Below are 18,011 nucleotides of genomic sequence, written 5' to 3'. Positions count from 1 at the left end.
GACACCTACCTGCGCCCCGTCCCATGCCTCCCATCCCCCCGGTCGGCGAGCTGCCGCCGTCCCTCACCACCTTTCCGAGGAGCACTCCCGTGTCCGAACCCACCACCTCCGGCTCCGCCGCCCCCCGCTACCTCGAGCTGCTGCCCGCCGTCGACATCGCCGGCGGCCAGGCCGTCCAGCTGGTGCAGGGGGTGGCCGGCTCGGAGAAGCGCTTCGGCGACCCGGTCGAGGCCGCCCTGCGCTGGCAGGAGGCGGGTGCGGAGTGGCTGCACCTGGTCGACCTCGACGCGGCGTTCGGTCGTGGCCACAACCGCGACCTGCAGGCGGAGATCGTCGGCCGGCTCGACATCAAGGTGGAGATGAGCGGCGGCATCCGCGACGACGAGTCGCTGGCCGCGGCCATGGCGACCGGCTGCCGGCGGGTCAACATCGGCACCGCGGCGCTGGAGCAGCCGCAGTGGTGCGCGCGGGCGATCGCGACGTACGGCGACCGGGTGGCCATCGGCCTGGACGTGCGCGGCACCACCCTCGCGGCCCGCGGCTGGACCCAGGAGGGCGGCGACCTCTACGAGGTGCTGGCCCGGCTGGACTCCGAGGGCTGCGCCCGGTACGTCGTGACCGACGTCGACAAGGACGGGATGCTCCAGGGCCCCAACCTGGAGCTGCTGCGCTCGGTCTGCTCGCGGACCGACCGTCCGGTGGTCGCCTCGGGCGGCGTCACCGAGCTGGCCGACCTCGAGGCGCTGCAGGGCCTGGTCCCCGTGGGGGTCGAGGGGGCCATCATCGGGACCGCGCTCTACGAGGGTCGGTTCACCCTCGAGGAGGCGCTCGCGCTGACCCTGCCCTCGCCGGCATGACCCTCGCGATCAGGGTGATCCCCTGCCTGGACGTGGACGGTGGCCGGGTGGTCAAGGGCGTCAACTTCGAGGGTCTGCGTGACGCGGGCGACCCCGTCGAGCTGGCGCGGGCCTACGACGCCCAGGGCGCCGACGAGCTGACCTTCCTCGACATCTCCGCCTCCCACGAGGGACGGGCCACCACCATGGAGGTCGTCTCGCGCACCGCCGAGGAGGTCTTCATCCCGCTCACCGTGGGCGGCGGCGTCGGCTCGGTCTCCGACGTCGACCAGCTGCTGCGGGCGGGGGCCGACAAGGTGGCGGTCAACACCGCCGCGATCCGCCGTCCCGAGCTGGTGGCCGAGATCGCGGACCGGTTCGGCAACCAGGTCCTGGTCCTCTCCGTCGACGCCCGGCGGGCCGAGGGCACCGGCTCGGGCTTCGAGGTCACCACCCACGGCGGACGGCGCTCGGCCGGGCTGGACGCCCTGGAGTGGGCGGCGCGGGCCGCCGAGCTCGGCGCCGGGGAGATCCTGCTCAACGCGATGGACGCCGACGGCACCCAGGACGGGTTCGACCTCGACCTGATCGCCGCGGTCCGCCGCGAGGTGTCGGTCCCGGTGATCGCCAGCGGGGGAGCGGGTCGCCGCGAGCACTTCGCCCCGGCGGTGGCCGCCGGCGCGGACGCCGTGCTGGCGGCGTCGGTCTTCCACTTCGGCACCCTGACGGTGCCGGAGGTCAAGGAGGCGATGGCGGCGGCCGGGTACCCCGTGCGGCAGCCGCCCTCCGCGGGTTAGGACCCGAGCCGGTCGAAGGCCGCCCGGAACCGGTGCACCGGTTCCTCCAGGCCCTCCACGGCGACGTCCACGCTGGGCCGGTCGAAGAGCAGCAGCACCAGCTCCGAGGCGCGCCCGGTGAGGACCACCGGGTCCTCGCCGCGGCGCAGCACCGTCTGCTGCCCGTCGTCGCGGACCGCCACCACGGGCACGCCGGCGGGGCGGACCAGGGCCCGGCCGGCCAGCGAGAGGTGGCGCCACAGGGTGTCCTCGTCGGCCCCCGCCAGCGCCCGCGGCTCCCAGCCCGGCTGCGCCCGACGCAGGTCCTCGTGGTGCACGAAGAACTCGGTGGTGTTCAGCGCGTTGTCCACCGGCCCCACCAGCCAGGGTGCGGGCCGGCGGAGCCGGTCGACGAGGTCGGGGAGGTCGCGCTGGACCAGCCCGTCCATCGCCCGCTCGGTGCGCCCCGCCAGCGGGGGAACCGCCAGGCCCACCGCCGCGGCCGAGCGCTCCCGGACCAGGAGGTGGGCGATCAGGCGCCGGGCGTCCCAGCCCTCGCAGCAGGTGGGCGCGCCTGCGCCCACGGCCAGCGCGGTGTCGCACAGGCCCTGTCGTTCCCGGCGGGCCAGGGAGTCGCTCATGGACCCACCCTAGGGGGGTGACCCCCGGCCGGTCACGGTTTGCGAGGGCCCCGGGGGGATGCGCCCGTCGCGGCCCGGAGGGCCCGCACAGCGGGAATAGCCTGGGCGGCCGCGGGGGTTGCCCCCAGGAACCGCCGCGACCGGCGGTGGCGCCGCGCCCGCCCGGGCCCGGGCGGGGACGACGAGGAGGCGCAGCGCACGTGGTGCAGGAGCAGGACCCGTTGCGGGCCACGACCACCCGGGAGGGCTTCGCGGTCCTGGGCGTGGCGATCCGGCGAGAGCCGTTCATCTTCGCCGTCTCCACCCTGGGCAGCGTCCTCTTCGCGGTCCTCACGGTCGCCGACGCGTGGGTGCTGGGCTGGGCCACCGACCACGTGGTGATCCCGGCCTTCGAGGACGGCGAGATCGGGACCGGACTGCTGTGGGCGGTTGTCGGGCTCTTCCTCGGCGTGGCGGTGCTGCGGGCGGTGGGGATCGTGGCCCGCCGGCTCGGCGCGGGGCTCATGCAGTACCGGATGCAGGCGCACACCAGGCGGGCGGTGACCCGGCAGTACCTCTCCCTGCCGATGTCCTGGCACCAGCGGCACCCCACCGGTCAGCTGCTCTCCAACGCCTACTCCGACGTGGAGGCGGCCTGGGGGCCGATCGCGCCGCTCCCGATGGCGCTCGGCACCGTGGTGATGATGGTGATCGCGGTCGCCCAGATGCTCGCCGCGGACGTCGTGATGGCGGCGGTGGGCATGCTGGTCTTCCCGGCCGTGGTGCTGGCCAACCTGGTCTACCAGAAGCTCTCCTCGCCGCTGATGACGAAGGCCCAGGGGCTGCGGGCCGAGCTGAGCGCGGTGGCCCACGAGTCCTTCGACGGCGCGATGGTGGTCAAGACCCTGGGCCGGGAGACCGAGGAGACCCGCCGGTTCGAGGCGAAGGCGCACCAGCTGCGCGACGTGCTGATCCGGGCCGGCCGGATCCGGGCCGTCTTCGACCCCGTGCTCGCGGCCCTGCCCAGCCTCGGGGTGCTCGTGGTGCTGGCGGTCGGCGTCTCGCGGGTGCTCTCCGGCGCCACGGAGGCCGGAGACGTGGTCACGGTCGCCTACCTGCTGACCATCGTGGCGTTCCCGATCCGGGCGATCGGGTGGCTGCTCGGTGAGTTCCCCCGCAGCGTGGTGGGCTTCCGCCGCACCAACGCGGTGCTGGAGGCGACCGGGTCGATGCCGTTCGGCGAGGAGGCGCTGCGCGCCTCCACCCGGGGGGCGACGCTGCGGGTCGAGGAGGTCGGCTACGCCTACGACCCCGCCTCGCCGGTGCTGCGCGAGGTCACCTTCGACGTCCCCGCCGGGCGCACCGTCGCCCTGGTGGGCCCGACCGCGTCGGGCAAGAGCACGCTCACCGCGCTGCTGGCCCGGCTGCTGGACCCGGACCGAGGCCGGGTGCTGGTCGACGGCACCGACCTGCGCGACCTGCGGCAGGGCGAGCTGGCCGGCGCGCTGGCGCTGGTGCCGCAGACCGCCTTCCTCTTCGACGACACCCTGCGGGGCAACGTCACCCTCGGTGGTGACTTCAGCGACGAGGAGGTCTGGGACGCGCTGCGGGCCGCCCAGGCCGACGGCTTCGTGGCCGCGCTGCCCGAGGGACTGGACACCCAGCTGGGCGAGCGCGGCACCTCCCTCTCCGGCGGCCAGCGTCAGCGGGTCTCGCTGGCGCGTGCCCTGGTCCGCCGGCCGCGCCTGCTGGTGCTGGACGACGCGACCTCCGCGGTCGACCCCGAGGTGGAGGCGCGGATCCTGGCCGCGCTGCGCCAGGGGGCCGGCGGCGCCGACCGGGAGGCGACCCTGGTGGTCGTGGCCTACCGGAAGGCCACCATCGCCCTGGCCGACGAGGTGATCCACCTCGACGAGGGCCGGGTCGTCGACCGGGGCACGCACGCCGAGCTGCTGGCCCGCGACCTCGACTACGCGCGCCTGGTCAACGCCTACGAGCACGAGCACGACCACGACCACGCGCAGGGGGCGGCGCCCGACCCGGACGCGCCCGACCCGGACGCGCCCGGCGCCGGTCGGCAGGAGACGGTGGGGGAGCGGGCATGAGCGACGTGAGCCGGCCCGCCGGCCGTTCCGGCACCCGGGTGACCACCGGCGAGGAGATCGGTGCGCTCGCGACCATCCGTCGCGGCCTGGCCCACTCCCCGGAGATCCTCAACGGCATCCGGGTGACCTTCCTGCTCGCCGTGCTGGCCTCGGCGGGGCAGGTGATCGTGCCGGTGGCGGTCCAGCAGACCCTGGACCGCGGCCTCGACGGCCCGGGCGGCCCCGACGTCGCCCTGGTGGTCCGGATCGGCCTGGTCTGCGCCCTCGGCGTCCTGGTCACCGGCGTCGCCTCCTCGCTGATGACCAGCCGGCTCTTCGCCGCGGCCGAGCGCGGGCTGGCCACGCTGCGGGTCAAGGCCTTCCGGCACGTCCACGACCTGCCGATGCTCACCCAGAGCACCGAGCGGCGCGGCGCCCTGGTCTCCCGGGTGACCACCGACGTCGACCAGGTCAGCCAGTTCCTGGTCTTCGGCGGCCTGCTGCTGGTGGTCAGCGTGGGGCAGGTGCTGGTCGCGACCGTGGTGATGGTCGTCTACAGCTGGCAGCTGGCCCTGGTGGTCTGGCTCTGCTTCGCCCCGCTCTTCGTCTCCATCCGGTACTTCCAGCGCAAGCTCTCCGAGGCCTACGGGATCGTCCGCCGCCACGTCGGCACCCTGCTCTCGGCGATCGCCGAGCCGGTCGTCGGTGCGCCGGTCGTCCGCTCCTACGCGGTGGAGGACAGGACCCAGGAGCGCATCGACCACGCGATCGACGACTTCAAGACCGCCAGCACCAAGGCCCAGATGTACACGGTGGTCTCGTTCTCCCTGGGCGGGCTCTCGGCCGGGCTGGCGAACGCCGGCGTGCTGGTGGTGGGCGTGCTGCTCGGCTTCACCGGGGACATGACCGCCGGCCAGGTGCTGGCCTTCGCCTTCCTGGTGACCCTCTTCGTGGGCCCGGTGCAGATGGGCACCCAGATCCTCACCGACGCCCAGAACGCGATCGCCAGCTGGCGCCGGGTGATCGGCATCCTGGAGACGCCGGCCGACCTCGTCGACCCGGGGGAGAGCGGCCGGGTGCTGCCCCGGGGGCCGATCGACGTCCGGTTCGAGGACGTGACGTTCGCCTACCCGGGCGGCCCGCCGGTGCTGCACGACGTCGACCTGGCGATCGCCGCCGGCACCCGGGTCGCGATCGTGGGCGAGACCGGGTCGGGCAAGTCCACCTTCGCCAAGCTGCTGGCCCGTCTGATGGACCCGACCGGCGGCGCGGTCCTGCTGGACGGCATCGACGTGCGCGACATCCGTCAGGAGAGCCTGCGCCGCAGCGTCGTGCTGGTGCCCCAGGAGGGTTTCCTCTTCGACGACACGGTTGCGGCCAACGTGCGCTACGGCCGGCTCGAGGCCACCGAGGAGGAGATCATGGCCTCCGCCCGCGAGCTCGGCCTGGCCGACTGGATCGACGCGCTCCCCGACCGTCTCGCGACCCGGGTGGGCCAGCGGGGGGAGTCGCTCTCGGCCGGCGAGCGCCAGCTCGTCGCCCTGCTGCGGGCGCACCTGGCCGACCCCGACCTGCTGGTGCTCGACGAGGCGACCAGCGCCGTGGACCCCGAGCTGGAGATGCGGATCGGCCGCGCCCTGGAGCGGCTGATGTCGGGCCGGACCTCGGTGACGATCGCGCACCGGCTCTCCACCGCCGAGCAGGCCGACGAGGTCGTGGTGGTCGACGGCGGCCGGGTGGTCCAGCGCGGGCCGCACGCGGTGCTGGCGGCCCAGCGGGGCTCGGTCTATGCGGGGCTGCACGACTCCTGGGTCGCGCAGCAGGGCCGCTGAGCGGATACTGGACGCCGTGAGCACCTTGGATCCCGCCGTCGCCGAACGTCTCAAGCACACCGCGGAGGGCCTGGTCCCGGCGGTCGTGCAGCAGTACGACACCGGGGAGGTGCTGATGCTGGGCTGGATGGACGACGAGGCCCTGGCCCGGACGATGGCCACCGGCCGGGCGACGTACTGGTCGCGCAGCCGTCGCGAGTACTGGGTCAAGGGTGAGACGTCGGGCCACCGGCAGTGGGTCAAGGAGGTCCGCCTGGACTGCGACAAGGACACGCTGCTGGTCAAGGTCGACCAGGAGGGCGCCGCCTGCCACACCGGCGACCGGACCTGCTTCGACGCCGACCTCCTCTGGGAGGGCCCCGCCGGTGCGTGAGCGCACCTTCGCCCCCACCGTGCTCGCGGGGCTGGCGGGTGGCGGACTGGCCGCCCTGAGCGGCAGCCGCGACTGGGTGGCCCTGGACGCCGGCACCCGCGACGACGCGCTGGCCCAGGTGTTCTGGACGAGCTCGCCGGGGATCGCCCAGATGCCCCTGGCCGCCGCCCTCGGCCTGGTCGTGCTGGCCTGCTGGGGCGTGATCCTGGTCAGCCGCGGACGCTGGCGGCGCCTGGTCGCGGTGGCCGGCCTGCTGGCCTCGCTCGGCCTGGTGGTCACCTGGGCGGTCGCGCTGGCGCAGCTGCCCGACCAGGTCGCCGGCCGGCTCGCCGACGCCGGTGTCGCCCACGGCGAGCTGGAGCGCACCGGGTGGTTCTGGGTGGCGCTGCCGGCCGCCCTGCTGTGCGTGGCGGCCTGCGCGGTGGCCGTCCGCCTGGCCCCGGGCTGGCCCGCGATGGGGGCGCGGTACGACGCTCCCGGCACCGGCTCCGGCACCGGCTCCGCGCGGCGCCCCGCGGAGGACGCCACCGCCGGCACCCCGGGCGCCGGGGCGGCGCCGCCGGACCCCACCGAGCTGTGGAAGTCGCTGGACGAGGGCCGGGACCCGACCTGAGACCGCGCCCCCTAGAATGGCCGCGGACCTTCGCCCACCGCTGACCTTGGAGCGCACCTGAATGGCTGACAATCACGGCAACACCCCTGCAGCATGGACCGCGGTGTCGGTCGCCTTCCTGGGCTTCGTGGTCGGCAGCATCGCGCTCATGCTCAACCCCGTCAGCATGGTGCTCTTCTGGGTCGGCGTCGCGCTGGCCGTCGCGGGGCTGCCCGTCTTCCTCGTGATGGACAAGATGGGCTACCACCAGTCCAGCCACTGAGCGCCGGCGGCGTCGGGCACCCCGCCCGAACGCCGTCATCCCGATCTGCAGAAGCGAGTGAGCCCGTGTCCGTTCTCGACGACATCGTCGCCGGTGTCCGGGTCGATCTGGCGCGCCGAGAGGCCGAGGTCCCGCTGCGCGACCTCCGGGCCGCTCTGGCCGACGTCGACCCGCCCCGCGACCCGATGCCGCACTTCCGGGCACCAGGCTCGAGCGTCATCGCGGAGGTGAAGCGGCGCAGCCCCAGCAAGGGCGACCTCGCCGACATCCCCGATCCCGCCTCGCTCGCCGCCGCCTACGCCCGGGGCGGGGCCGCCGCCATCTCGGTCCTGACCGAGGAGCGGCGCTTCGGCGGCTCCCTGGCCGACCTCCGGGCGGTGCGCGCCGCGGTCGACGTGCCGGTGCTGCGCAAGGACTTCATCGTCGAGCCCTACCAGCTCCTCGAGGCCCGGGCGGCGGGGGCCGACCTGGCCCTGCTGATCGTGGCTGCGCTGGACGACGACCGGTTGCGCGGCCTCTACGACCTGGCCGGCGAGCTGGGCCTCACGGTGCTGGTCGAGGTGCACGACGAGGACGAGACCCGTCGCGCGGTCGAGGTGGGTGCCGGGCTGATCGGCGTCAACGCCCGCAACCTCAAGACCCTGGCCGTCGACGGCGCCACCTTCGGCCGCCTGGCCCCGCTGGTGCCCGAGGACCGGGTCAAGGTCGCGGAGTCCGGGATCAACGACGCCTCCGACGTGGCCGCCTTCGTCGCCCAGGGGGCCGGTGCGGTGCTCGTCGGGGAGGCCCTGGTGCGTCACGGGGACCCCGAGCAGGCCGTCCGCACGATGACGGGGGTGACGGCATGAGCGTCGTTCCCGGAGCCTTCGGCGCCGACGAGCGCGGCTTCTTCGGCGACTTCGGCGGCCGCTTCATGCCCGAGGCGCTGATCGCCGCGCTCGACGAGCTGGACGTCGCGTGGCGCGAGGCGATGGCCGACCCGGTCTTCGTCGCCGAGTTCGACGCGATCATCCGCGACTACGCCGGTGCCCCCAGCCGGCTCTACCACGCCGAGCGGCTCTCCCGGCAGGTCGGCGCCCGGGTGCTGCTCAAGCGCGAGGACCTCAACCACACCGGTGCCCACAAGATCCGCAACGTGCTCGGTCAGGCCCTGCTCACCAAGCGGATGGGCAAGACCCGGGTGATCGCGGAGACCGGGGCCGGTCAGCACGGCGTGGCCAGCGCCACCGCCGCGGCCTACTTCGGCCTGGACTGCACCGTCTACATGGGCGCCGTCGACACCCGACGCCAGGCCCTCAACGTGGCCAGGATGCAGCTGCTGGGCGCCACCGTCGTGCCGGTCGACTCCGGCAGTGCGACGCTCAAGGACGCGATCAACGAGGCGCTGCGCGACTGGGTCGCCAGCGTCGACCACACCGCGTACCTCTTCGGCACCGCCGCCGGGCCGCACCCCTTCCCGAGCATGGTCCGCGACTTCTGCCGCGGGATCGGCGACGAGGCGCGGGCCCAGTGCCTGGAGCAGTACGGCCGGCTGCCCGACGCGGTGGCCGCGTGTGTCGGCGGCGGCTCCAACGCCATCGGGATCTTCACCGCCTTCTTCGACGACCCCGAGGTCGCCCTGCTGGGCTTCGAGCCCGGCGGCGACGGAGTGGAGACCGGCCGGCACGCCGCCACCATCCACGCCGGTGCCAGCGGCGTGCTGCACGGCGCCCGGACCTTCGTCCTCCAGGACGAGGACGGGCAGACCGTCGAGTCGCACTCGATCTCCGCCGGGCTCGACTACCCCGGCGTGGGGCCGCAGCACGCCCACCTGGCCCGGGTCGGGCGCGCGGTCTACCGGCCCGTCACCGACACCGAGGCGATGGAGGCGATGGCGCTGCTCAGCCGTACCGAGGGGATCATCCCGGCCATCGAGAGCGCCCACGCGCTGGCCGGCGCGCTGCGCGAGGTGCCCGCCCTGGTGGAGCAGCACGGACCCGAGGCGACCCTGCTGGTCAACCTCTCGGGCCGTGGCGACAAGGACATGGGCACCGCGATCGAGTGGTTCGGCCTGGGCCGCACCGACGCCGCCCCGGAGGAGTCGCGATGAGCACCCGCGCCGCGTTCGACCGGGCGCGCTCCGAGGCCCGCGCCGCCCTCGTCGGCTACCTGCCGGCCGGCTTCCCGGACGTGGAGGGCTCCATCGACGCCCTGCGGGTGCTGGTCGAGTCCGGCTGCGACGTGATCGAGATCGGGCTGCCCTACAGCGACCCCGTCATGGACGGGCCCACCATCCAGGCCGCCGCCCAGCAGGCCCTGGACGCCGGCACCCGCACCCGCGACGTGCTGCGCGTGGTCGAGGCCGTGGCCGCGACCGGCGTGCCCACCGTGGTGATGACCTACTGGAACCCGGTCGAGCGCTACGGCGTGGAGCGGTTCGCCGCCGACCTGGCCGGGGCGGGCGGTGCCGGGCTGATCACCCCGGACCTGACGCCCGACTCGGCGCAGGAGTGGCTCGCGGCGGCCGACGCCCGCGACCTCGACAAGATCTTCCTGGTCGCGCCCAGCTCGACCGACGACCGGATCGCCATGACCACCTCCCACTGCCGCGGGTTCGTCTACGCCACCGCGGTGATGGGGGTGACCGGCGCCCGGACCACCACCAGCGACCTCGCGCCGCCCCTGGTGGCCCGGACCAAGGCCGTCACCGGGCTGCCGGTGGGCGTGGGCCTCGGGGTCAGCAACGCCGCGCAGGCCGCGGAGATCGCCGGCTACGCCGACGGCGTGATCGTCGGCTCGGCCTTCGTGCGCACCCTCCAGGAGAACCGCGAGGACCGCCGGGCCGGGCTGCGCGCCCTGGCCACCCTGACCGAGAGCCTCGCGCGGGGAGTGCGGGGGGAGCACGCATGAGCCGCCGCCCGGTCACCGCCCTGGTCAGCCTCCTGCTCGCGCTGGCCCTGCTGGCCGGCTGCGGAGGCGGGGGCGGCGCCGAGGGTGCCGCGGCCGACCTCGACGGCGACGGCCTGCACGGCACCGCCCTGGACGAGCCCTACGTGGTGCCCGACACCCGCCTCGTCGACACCTCCGGCGCCGACTACTCCCTGGCCGAGGCCGAGGCCGACCTGACCCTGGTCTTCTTCGGCTACACCCACTGCCCGGACATCTGCGGGATCGTGATGTCCTCGATCGCCAGCGCCCTGGTCCGGCTCGACGAGGCCGACCGGGAGCGGGTCGACGTGGTCTTCGTGACCACCGATCCGGCCCGCGACGACCCGCGGACGCTGCGGAGGTACCTCGACGCCTACGACCCGGAGTTCGAGGGGGCGACCGGTGGGATGAGCACGATCGTGGAGACCGCGCGCGAGCTGGCCGTCTTCGTGGAGAAGGGTGAGAAGCTGCCCGGCGGCGGGTACGAGGTCGTGCACAGCGACCCCGTGCTGGGTCTCGACGACCAGGGTCGGGCACACACCGTCTGGTCGGCCGACACCTCCGCCCAACAGCTCGCCGAGGACATCGAGGAGCTGCTCTCCCCGTGAACCGCCCCAGGAGTCGATGACCATGCTCGCGTCGCTGTCGGCGTTCGCCATCCCCAGCCCCGACCACGGGGTCTGGCACCTCGGTCCCGTCCCGCTGCGCGGCTACGCGCTGGCGATCATCCTCGGCATCGTCGCGGCGATCTGGATCGGCGAACGGCGGTGGGTGGCGCGCGGCGGCGCCTTCGGCGAGGTCCAGGACCTGGCGATCTGGGCGGTCCCCTTCGGCCTGGTCGGCGGCCGGCTCTACCACGTGGCCACCGACTACGAGCGCTACTTCGGACCCGGCGGCGACCCGTGGGCCGCGCTGCAGATCTGGCGGGGCGGACTGGGGATCTGGGGTGCCATCGCCCTGGGCGCGGTCGGGGTGATGATCGGCGCCCGGCTCCACCACATCCGCCTCGCGCCGATGCTCGACGCCCTGGCGCCCGGGGTGCTGGTCGCCCAGGCGGTCGGGCGGTGGGGCAACTGGTTCAACCAGGAGCTCTACGGCCGACCGACCGACCTCCCCTGGGGGCTGGAGATCGACCAGGCGCACCGGGTCGAGCAGTACAGCGGTCCCGAGGACGCCGACCTGCTCTTCCACCCCACCTTCCTCTACGAGTCCCTGTGGGCGCTGGCCGGCTTCGCGCTCCTCGTGTGGGCCGACCGCCGCTTCCGGCTCGGGCACGGCCGGGTGCTGGCGCTCTACGTGATGGTCTACACCGCCGGCCGCGGCTGGATCGAGACCCTGCGCATCGACGACGTCCAGCTCTCCGACGTCGCCGGGCTGCGGCTCAACGTGTGGACCTCGCTGGTCCTCTTCGTCGCGGCGCTGGTCTTCTTCGTGGTCTCCGCCCGACGCCACCCCGGCCGGGAGACCCAGGTCTACACTGGATCCCGGACGTCCGAGGCGCAGGCGGTCGACGCGGAACGGCGTGACTGAGGCCTGTTACAGGGTGGTAAAGTCGGTCCTCGCGCTGGCCAACGTCGTCCCGTGCTCGCACCACGCCTTGCCAGTTCGCCCTTCGGCCCTCCGGCCCGGGCGCAGACGACGGGAGGATGCCCATGCATGCATTCCCTCCGCCCCAAGGGCTCTACGACCCCACCCACGAGCGTGACGCTTGTGGTGTGGCCTTCGTGGCGACCCTGACCGGCGTTGCCAGCCACGACATCGTTGCCAAGGCGCTCACCGCGCTGCGCAACCTCGACCACCGCGGTGCCGCGGGCGCCGAGACCAACTCCGGGGACGGTGCCGGCATCCTGATGCAGGTGCCCGACGCCTTCCTGCGCGAGGTCGTCGACTTCGAGCTCCCGGTCCCGCAGGGCTACGCCGTGGGCACCGCCTTCATCCCCGGCAGCCCCGAGGAGGCGGCCAAGACCCGGCAGCGGATCGAGGAGATCGCCGCCGAGGAGGACCTCGCCGTCCTCGGCTGGCGCGAGGTCCCGATCGAGCCGGGCATCCTGGGGGCGACCGCGCTCAGCGTGATGCCGGCCTTCAGCCAGCTCTTCGTCACCGCGCGCGGCGCGCGCCGCACCGGCATGGCCCTGGAGCGGATGGCCTTCTGCCTGCGCAAGCGCGCCGAGCGCGAGACGGGCGTCTACTTCCCCTCGCTCTCCTCGCGGACGCTCGCCTACAAGGGCATGCTGACCACCGACCAGCTCGACACGTTCTTCCCCGACCTGCGCGACGAGCGGGTCGCCTCCGCGCTCGCCGTGGTGCACTCGCGGTTCTCCACCAACACCTTCCCGAGCTGGCCGCTGGCCCACCCGTTCCGCTTCATCGCCCACAACGGCGAGATCAACACCGTGATGGGCAACCGGAACTGGATGCGGGCCCGCGAGGCGCTGCTCGCCTCCGACCTGATCCCCGGCGACCTCGAGCGCCTCTTCCCGATCTGCACGCCCGGTGCCTCGGACTCCGCCTCCTTCGACGAGGTGCTCGAGCTCCTGCACCTCGGCGGCCGCTCCCTGCCGCACTCGGTGCTGATGATGATCCCCGAGGCGTGGGAGAACCACACCGAGATGGACGCCGCCCGCCGCGCGTTCTACGAGTTCCACTCCACGCTGATGGAGCCGTGGGACGGCCCGGCCTGCGTGGTCTTCACCGACGGACGCCAGATCGGCGCGGTCCTCGACCGCAACGGCCTGCGCCCCTCCCGCTACTGGGTGACCGACGACGGCCTGGTCGTGCTCGCCTCCGAGGTGGGGGTGCTCGACCTCGACCCCGCCACGGTGGTCCGCAAGGGCCGGCTCCAGCCCGGCCGGATGTTCCTGGTCGACACCCAGGAGCACCGGATCGTCGAGGACGAGGAGATCAAGAGCGAGCTCGCCGCCGAGCAGCCCTACGACGAGTGGCTGCACGCCGGCCTGATCAACCTCGACCAGATCCCGGACCGCGAGCACGTGGTGCACACCCACGCCTCGGTGACCCGGCGCCAGCAGGTCTTCGGCTACACCCAGGAGGAGCTCCGCATCCTCCTCACCCCGATGGCCAACACCGGCGGCGAGCCGATCGGCTCGATGGGCACCGACACCCCGTTGGCCGCGCTGTCGGACAAGCCGCGGCTGCTCTTCGACTACTTCGCCCAGCTCTTCGCGCAGGTGACCAACCCGCCGCTGGACGCCATCCGCGAGGAGCTCGTCACCTCCCTCTACGGCACGGTCGGCCCTGAGGCCAACCTGCTCGACCCGACGCCGGCCTCGTGCCGTCAGGTGGTGATCCCCTTCCCGGTGATCTCCAACGACGACCTGGCCAAGCTGCGCCACATCAACCACGACGGCGACATGCCGGGCTTCATCACCCACGTCTCCCGCGGCCTCTACGAGGTCGACGGGGGAGGCGAGGCGCTCGCCCGGCGCCTGGAGGAGATCTGCCGCGAGGTCTCCGACGCGATCGCGCGGGGCGCACGGATCATCGTGCTCTCCGACCGGCACTCCACCGCCGAGCTGGCGCCGATCCCGTCGCTGCTGATGACGGCGGCCGTCCACCACCACCTGGTCCGGGAGAAGACCCGGACCCAGGTCGGCCTGGTGATCGAGGCCGCCGACGTCCGCGAGGTGCACCACGTCGCGCTGCTGATGGGCTACGGCGCGGCCGCGGTCAACCCCTACCTGGCCATGGAGTCCGTCGAGGACCTCGCCCGTGAGGGCTACTACGTCAAGGAGGAGCCCGCCAAGGCGGTCGCCAACCTGGTCAAGGCGCTCGGCAAGGGCGTCTTGAAGGTGATGTCCAAGATGGGCGTCTCCACGGTGGCCTCCTACACCGGCGCGCAGATCTTCGAGGTCGTCGGCCTCTCCCAGGAGGTCGTCGACAAGTACTTCACCGGCACCACCTCCAAGCTGGGCGGCATCGGCCTCGACACCATCGCCGAGGAGGTCGCCCGGCGCCACGCGACGGCGTACCCCCGGGGCGGGATCGTGCCGGGCGTCCGCGAGCTGGCCACCGGCGGCGAGTACCAGTGGCGCCGCGACGGGGAGCCGCACCTCTTCGACCCCGAGACGGTCTTCCGGCTCCAGCACTCGACCCGCAGCGGACGCTACGACCTGTTCAAGGAGTACACCCGCCGCGTCGACGAGCAGGCCGCCCGGCTGATGACCCTGCGCGGGCTGTTCCGGTTCAGCTCCGACCGGACCCCCGTGCCGCTGGAGGAGGTGGAGCCGGTCTCGGAGATCGTCAAGCGCTTCTCCACCGGTGCCATGTCCTACGGGTCGATCAGCCAGGAGGCTCACGAGACCCTGGCGATCGCGATGAACCGGCTCGGCGGCAAGTCCAACACCGGCGAGGGCGGGGAGGACCCCGACCGCCTCTACGACCCCGAGCGCCGCAGCTCGATCAAGCAGGTCGCCTCGGGCCGCTTCGGGGTCACCTCGGAGTACCTCACCAACGCCGACGACATCCAGATCAAGATGGCCCAGGGCGCCAAGCCCGGCGAGGGCGGGCAGCTGCCCGGTCACAAGGTCTACCCGTGGGTGGCCAAGACCCGGCACTCCACCCCGGGCGTGGGGCTGATCTCGCCCCCGCCGCACCACGACATCTACTCCATCGAGGACCTCGCCCAGCTGATCCACGACCTGAAGAACGCGAACCCGTCCGCACGGGTGCACGTCAAGCTGGTCGCGGAGGTCGGGGTCGGCACCGTCGCGGCGGGGGTCTCCAAGGCCCACGCCGACGTGGTGCTCATCTCCGGGCACGACGGCGGGACGGGCGCCTCGCCGCTCACCTCGCTCAAGCACGCCGGCGGTCCCTGGGAGCTCGGCCTCGCCGAGACCCAGCAGACGCTGCTGCTCAACGGGCTGCGCGACCGGATCGTGGTGCAGGCCGACGGCCAGCTCAAGACCGGGCGCGACGTGGTCATCGCGGCCCTCCTCGGTGCCGAGGAGTACGGCTTCGCCACCGCGCCGCTGGTGGTCTCCGGCTGCATCATGATGCGGGTGTGCCACCTGGACACCTGCCCGGTCGGCGTCGCCACCCAGAACCCGGTGCTGCGTGAGCGGTTCACCGGGAAGCCGGAGTTCGTCGTCAACTTCTTCGAGTACATCGCCGAGGAGGTGCGCGAGCTGCTGGCCGAGCTCGGCTTCCGCAGCCTCGACGAGGCGATCGGCCAGGTCGGGGCCCTCGACGTGGTCGAGGCGGTCGACCACTGGAAGGCCTCCGGGCTGGACCTGTCGCCGATCCTGCACCAGGTCGAGCAGCAGGAGCAGTTCGGCGGCCAGGACCTGCGGTGCACCAAGACCCAGGACCACGCCCTGGAGAAGGCGCTGGACAACCGGCTGATCGAGATCGCCCGGCCGGCGCTGGAGTCCGGCGAGCCGGTGCGCGCCCAGATCGAGGTGCGCAACGTCAACCGCACGGTCGGCACGATGCTCGGGCACGAGGTCACCAAGCGCTACCGCGGCGAGGGCCTGCCCGACGGCACCATCGACCTGACCTTCACCGGGTCGGCCGGTCAGTCGTTCGGGGCGTTCGTGCCGCGGGGGATGACCCTGCGGCTCGAGGGCGACGCCAACGACTACGTCGGCAAGGGGCTCTCGGGTGGCCGGATCGTGGTCCGCCCGGACCGGGCGGCCGCGTTCGACGCCTCCCAGCAGGTCATCGCCGGCAACACGATCGGCTACGGCGCGACCGCCGGCTCGATCTTCCTGCGCGGCCAGGCCGGCGAGCGGTTCTGCGTCCGCAACTCCGGGGCGACCGCGGTGGTCGAGGGGGTGGGCGACCACGGCTGCGAGTACATGACCGGTGGCCGGGTGGTGGTGCTCGGCCCCACGGGCCGCAACTTCGCCGCCGGCATGTCGGGCGGCTACGCCTTCGTCCTGGACCTCGACGAGGGCCGGGTCAACCGCGAGCTGGTGGAGCTGGCCCCCGTCACCGGGGAGACCGTCGCCGAGCTGCAGGGGATCGTCCGCGAGCACCTGGAGGAGACCGGTTCCTCGGTCGCCCAGGAGCTGCTCGACGACTGGGCCACCGCGGTGACACGGTTCACCGAGGTGATGCCCAGCGACTACAAGCGGGTGCTCGAGGCCCGTGCGGAGGCCCTCGAGGAGGGTCTCGACGAAGACGAGGCCGCAGCGCGGATCATGGAGGTGCTTCATGGCTGACCCCAAGGGATTCCTCAAGCACGGGCGCCAGGTGGCCACCCGGCGGATCGTCGAGGAGCGGGTGAAGGACTGGAACGAGGTCTACCCCGACGGCATCGGCCGAGCGCTGCTGCCGATCATCAACACCCAGGCGGGGCGCTGCATGGACTGCGGCATCCCGTTCTGCCACCAGGGCTGCCCGCTGGGCAACATCATCCCGGAGTGGAACGACCTGGTCTGGCGTGACGACTGGGACGGGGCGATGGACCGGCTCCACCTGACCAACAACTTCCCGGAGTTCACCGGGCGGCTGTGCCCCGCGCCGTGCGAGACCGCGTGCGTGCTGGGGATCAACCAGGACCCGGTCACCATCAAGAACGTCGAGGTGGCGATCATCGACCGCGCCTGGGAGTCCGGCTACGTCCGGCCCCAGCCGCCGGAGTGGCTCTCGGGGCGCACCGTCGCGGTGATCGGCTCCGGCCCCGCCGGGCTGGCCGCCGCCCAGCAGCTGACCCGGGCCGGGCACACCGTGGCGGTCTACGAGCGCGACGAGAAGGCCGGGGGACTGCTGCGCTACGGCATCCCCGAGTTCAAGATGGAGAAGAAGCACCTGGACCGGCGTCTGGACCAGATGCGCCGCGAGGGCACGATCTTCCGCACCGGCGTCGAGGTCGGCACGGGCAACCTCACCGGTTCGCGGCTGCGCGAGCGGTACGACGCGGTGGTGCTGGCCACGGGCTCGACCCTGCCGCGCGACCTGCCCGTCCCGGGACGCGAGCTGGCGGGGATCCACCAGGCCATGGAGTTCCTGCCGCAGGCCAACCGGGTGGCCCTCGGCGAGGAGGTGCCGGACCAGATCCGCGCCGACGGCAAGCACGTGGTGATCATCGGCGGTGGCGACACCGGGGCCGACTGCCTCGGCACCTCGATCCGTCAGGGTGCGGCGAGCATCACCCAGCTGGAGATCCTCTCCCAGCCGCCGGTGGAGCGTCCCGCGGGCCAGCCCTGGCCGACCTACCCGATGACCTTCCGGGTCTCCTCGGCGCACGAGGAGGGCGGGGAGCGCGTCTACGCGGTCTCCACCCAGGAGTTCCTCGGCGACGAGCAGGGCCGGGTTCGTGCGCTGCGCCTCGTCGAGGTCGACAGCAGCTTCGCCCCGGTGCCCGGCACGGAGCGGGAGATCCCGGCCGACCTGGTGCTGCTGGCGATGGGCTTCACCGGCCCGCAGCGCGCCGGCCTGGTCGAGCAGCTGGCCCTCGAGCTCGACGAGCGCGGCAACGTGGCGCGCGACGGGTCCTACGCCACCTCCGAGCGTGGCGTCTTCGTGGCCGGCGACGCCGGCCGGGGCCAGTCGCTCATCGTCTGGGCGATCGCGGAGGGGCGTGCCGCGGCCGCTGCCGTCGACGCGTTCCTCACCGGCTCCACCGCGCTCCCCGCGCCGGTGGCGCCGACCGACCGGCCGCTGGTGGTCTGAGCGGTTCCGAGCAGCACGCGTGTCGCACGCCCCGGGTCGGCCACCGACCCGGGGCGTGCCGCGTCCGGCACCC

General features: G+C 73.4%; 15 protein-coding genes. 14 read left to right on the top strand and 1 reads right to left on the bottom strand.

The genetic code is table 11. From position 1 onward, the window contains the following. Positions 1-89 precede the first annotated feature (89 nt). Entirely contained in the window at positions 90-857 is a 768-nt protein-coding gene (priA, locus tag AC4BGE_RS00535) for a bifunctional 1-(5-phosphoribosyl)-5-((5-phosphoribosylamino)methylideneamino)imidazole-4-carboxamide isomerase/phosphoribosylanthranilate isomerase PriA (RefSeq protein ID WP_490574034.1), read from the top strand. Then, positions 854-1,633: an imidazole glycerol phosphate synthase subunit HisF gene (gene hisF / locus AC4BGE_RS00530; RefSeq protein ID WP_490570046.1), complete on the top strand. Its 780-nt coding sequence runs from the start codon at positions 854-856 to the stop codon at positions 1,631-1,633. The genes priA and hisF overlap by 4 nt, the downstream gene beginning before the upstream one ends. Here the strand turns inward: hisF and AC4BGE_RS00525 are convergent. Continuing rightward, the gene (locus AC4BGE_RS00525) at positions 1,630-2,253 is read right to left on the bottom strand and encodes a TIGR03085 family metal-binding protein (RefSeq protein ID WP_490574033.1); all 624 of its coding nucleotides are present in this window, start codon (positions 2,251-2,253) and stop codon (positions 1,630-1,632) included. The two genes, hisF and AC4BGE_RS00525, sit on opposite strands and share 4 nt — an antisense overlap. A gap of 200 nt (positions 2,254-2,453) precedes the next feature. On the opposite strand from AC4BGE_RS00525, the gene AC4BGE_RS00520 reads away from it, so the two are divergent. From AC4BGE_RS00520 to AC4BGE_RS00465, 12 genes are all read left to right on the top strand, one after another. After that, complete coding sequence (locus AC4BGE_RS00520; RefSeq protein ID WP_490574032.1) at positions 2,454-4,337, top strand: ABC transporter ATP-binding protein; 1,884 nt, start codon at positions 2,454-2,456, stop codon at positions 4,335-4,337. After that, positions 4,334-6,148, top strand: coding sequence for an ABC transporter ATP-binding protein (locus AC4BGE_RS00515; protein WP_490574031.1), 1,815 nt, complete (start codon positions 4,334-4,336; stop codon positions 6,146-6,148). Before AC4BGE_RS00520 ends, AC4BGE_RS00515 begins: the two co-directional genes overlap by 4 nt. A gap of 16 nt (positions 6,149-6,164) precedes the next feature. Then, a complete protein-coding gene (gene hisI / locus AC4BGE_RS00510; RefSeq protein WP_490570050.1) occupies positions 6,165-6,521 on the top strand; it encodes a phosphoribosyl-AMP cyclohydrolase in 357 nt (118 codons plus the stop codon). Then, a complete protein-coding gene (locus AC4BGE_RS00505) occupies positions 6,514-7,134 on the top strand; it encodes a Trp biosynthesis-associated membrane protein (RefSeq protein WP_490574030.1) in 621 nt (206 codons plus the stop codon). The genes hisI and AC4BGE_RS00505 overlap by 8 nt, the downstream gene beginning before the upstream one ends. A gap of 61 nt (positions 7,135-7,195) precedes the next feature. After that, positions 7,196-7,396 carry an HGxxPAAW family protein gene (locus AC4BGE_RS00500; protein ID WP_490570052.1) on the top strand — a complete coding sequence of 67 codons (201 nt, stop codon included), beginning with the start codon at positions 7,196-7,198 and terminating at the stop codon, positions 7,394-7,396. Between the two features lie 65 nt (positions 7,397-7,461). Beyond that, entirely contained in the window at positions 7,462-8,244 is a 783-nt protein-coding gene (gene trpC / locus AC4BGE_RS00495) for an indole-3-glycerol phosphate synthase TrpC (protein WP_490574029.1), read from the top strand. Continuing rightward, positions 8,241-9,485 (top strand): tryptophan synthase subunit beta, encoded by a 1,245-nt coding sequence (gene trpB / locus AC4BGE_RS00490; protein ID WP_490574028.1) that lies wholly within the window; start codon positions 8,241-8,243, stop codon positions 9,483-9,485. Before trpC ends, trpB begins: the two co-directional genes overlap by 4 nt. Then, the gene (gene trpA, locus AC4BGE_RS00485) at positions 9,482-10,285 is read left to right on the top strand and encodes a tryptophan synthase subunit alpha (protein ID WP_490574027.1); all 804 of its coding nucleotides are present in this window, start codon (positions 9,482-9,484) and stop codon (positions 10,283-10,285) included. Before trpB ends, trpA begins: the two co-directional genes overlap by 4 nt. Continuing rightward, a complete protein-coding gene (locus tag AC4BGE_RS00480) occupies positions 10,282-10,911 on the top strand; it encodes an SCO family protein (RefSeq protein ID WP_490574026.1) in 630 nt (209 codons plus the stop codon). The genes trpA and AC4BGE_RS00480 overlap by 4 nt, the downstream gene beginning before the upstream one ends. Positions 10,912-10,933: 22 nt before the next feature. Continuing rightward, a complete protein-coding gene (gene lgt, locus AC4BGE_RS00475) occupies positions 10,934-11,833 on the top strand; it encodes a prolipoprotein diacylglyceryl transferase (RefSeq protein ID WP_490574025.1) in 900 nt (299 codons plus the stop codon). A 122-nt stretch (positions 11,834-11,955) separates the two neighbouring features. Continuing rightward, a complete protein-coding gene (gene gltB / locus AC4BGE_RS00470; protein WP_490574024.1) occupies positions 11,956-16,485 on the top strand; it encodes a glutamate synthase large subunit in 4,530 nt (1,509 codons plus the stop codon). Then, positions 16,478-17,938 (top strand): glutamate synthase subunit beta, encoded by a 1,461-nt coding sequence (locus AC4BGE_RS00465; RefSeq protein WP_490570059.1) that lies wholly within the window; start codon positions 16,478-16,480, stop codon positions 17,936-17,938. Before gltB ends, AC4BGE_RS00465 begins: the two co-directional genes overlap by 8 nt. Positions 17,939-18,011 lie beyond the last annotated feature (73 nt).

The sequence above is a fragment of the Nocardioides sp. Z50_6 genome, from assembly GCF_058215755.1.
Note: the sequence above shows the minus strand (reverse complement) of the source record. Positions and strands in the feature narration are given on the sequence as shown.

Coding starts and splice junctions, on each gene's coding strand:
- hisF (WP_490570046.1), top strand. CDS start 854: ATGACCCTCGCGATCAGGGTGATCCCCTGCCTGGACGTGGACGGTGGC.
- AC4BGE_RS00525 (WP_490574033.1), bottom strand. CDS start 2,253: ATGAGCGACTCCCTGGCCCGCCGGGAACGACAGGGCCTGTGCGACACC.
- AC4BGE_RS00515 (WP_490574031.1), top strand. CDS start 4,334: ATGAGCGACGTGAGCCGGCCCGCCGGCCGTTCCGGCACCCGGGTGACC.
- AC4BGE_RS00500 (WP_490570052.1), top strand. CDS start 7,196: ATGGCTGACAATCACGGCAACACCCCTGCAGCATGGACCGCGGTGTCG.
- trpB (WP_490574028.1), top strand. CDS start 8,241: ATGAGCGTCGTTCCCGGAGCCTTCGGCGCCGACGAGCGCGGCTTCTTC.
- trpA (WP_490574027.1), top strand. CDS start 9,482: ATGAGCACCCGCGCCGCGTTCGACCGGGCGCGCTCCGAGGCCCGCGCC.
- AC4BGE_RS00480 (WP_490574026.1), top strand. CDS start 10,282: ATGAGCCGCCGCCCGGTCACCGCCCTGGTCAGCCTCCTGCTCGCGCTG.
- lgt (WP_490574025.1), top strand. CDS start 10,934: ATGCTCGCGTCGCTGTCGGCGTTCGCCATCCCCAGCCCCGACCACGGG.
- gltB (WP_490574024.1), top strand. CDS start 11,956: ATGCATGCATTCCCTCCGCCCCAAGGGCTCTACGACCCCACCCACGAG.
- AC4BGE_RS00465 (WP_490570059.1), top strand. CDS start 16,478: ATGGCTGACCCCAAGGGATTCCTCAAGCACGGGCGCCAGGTGGCCACC.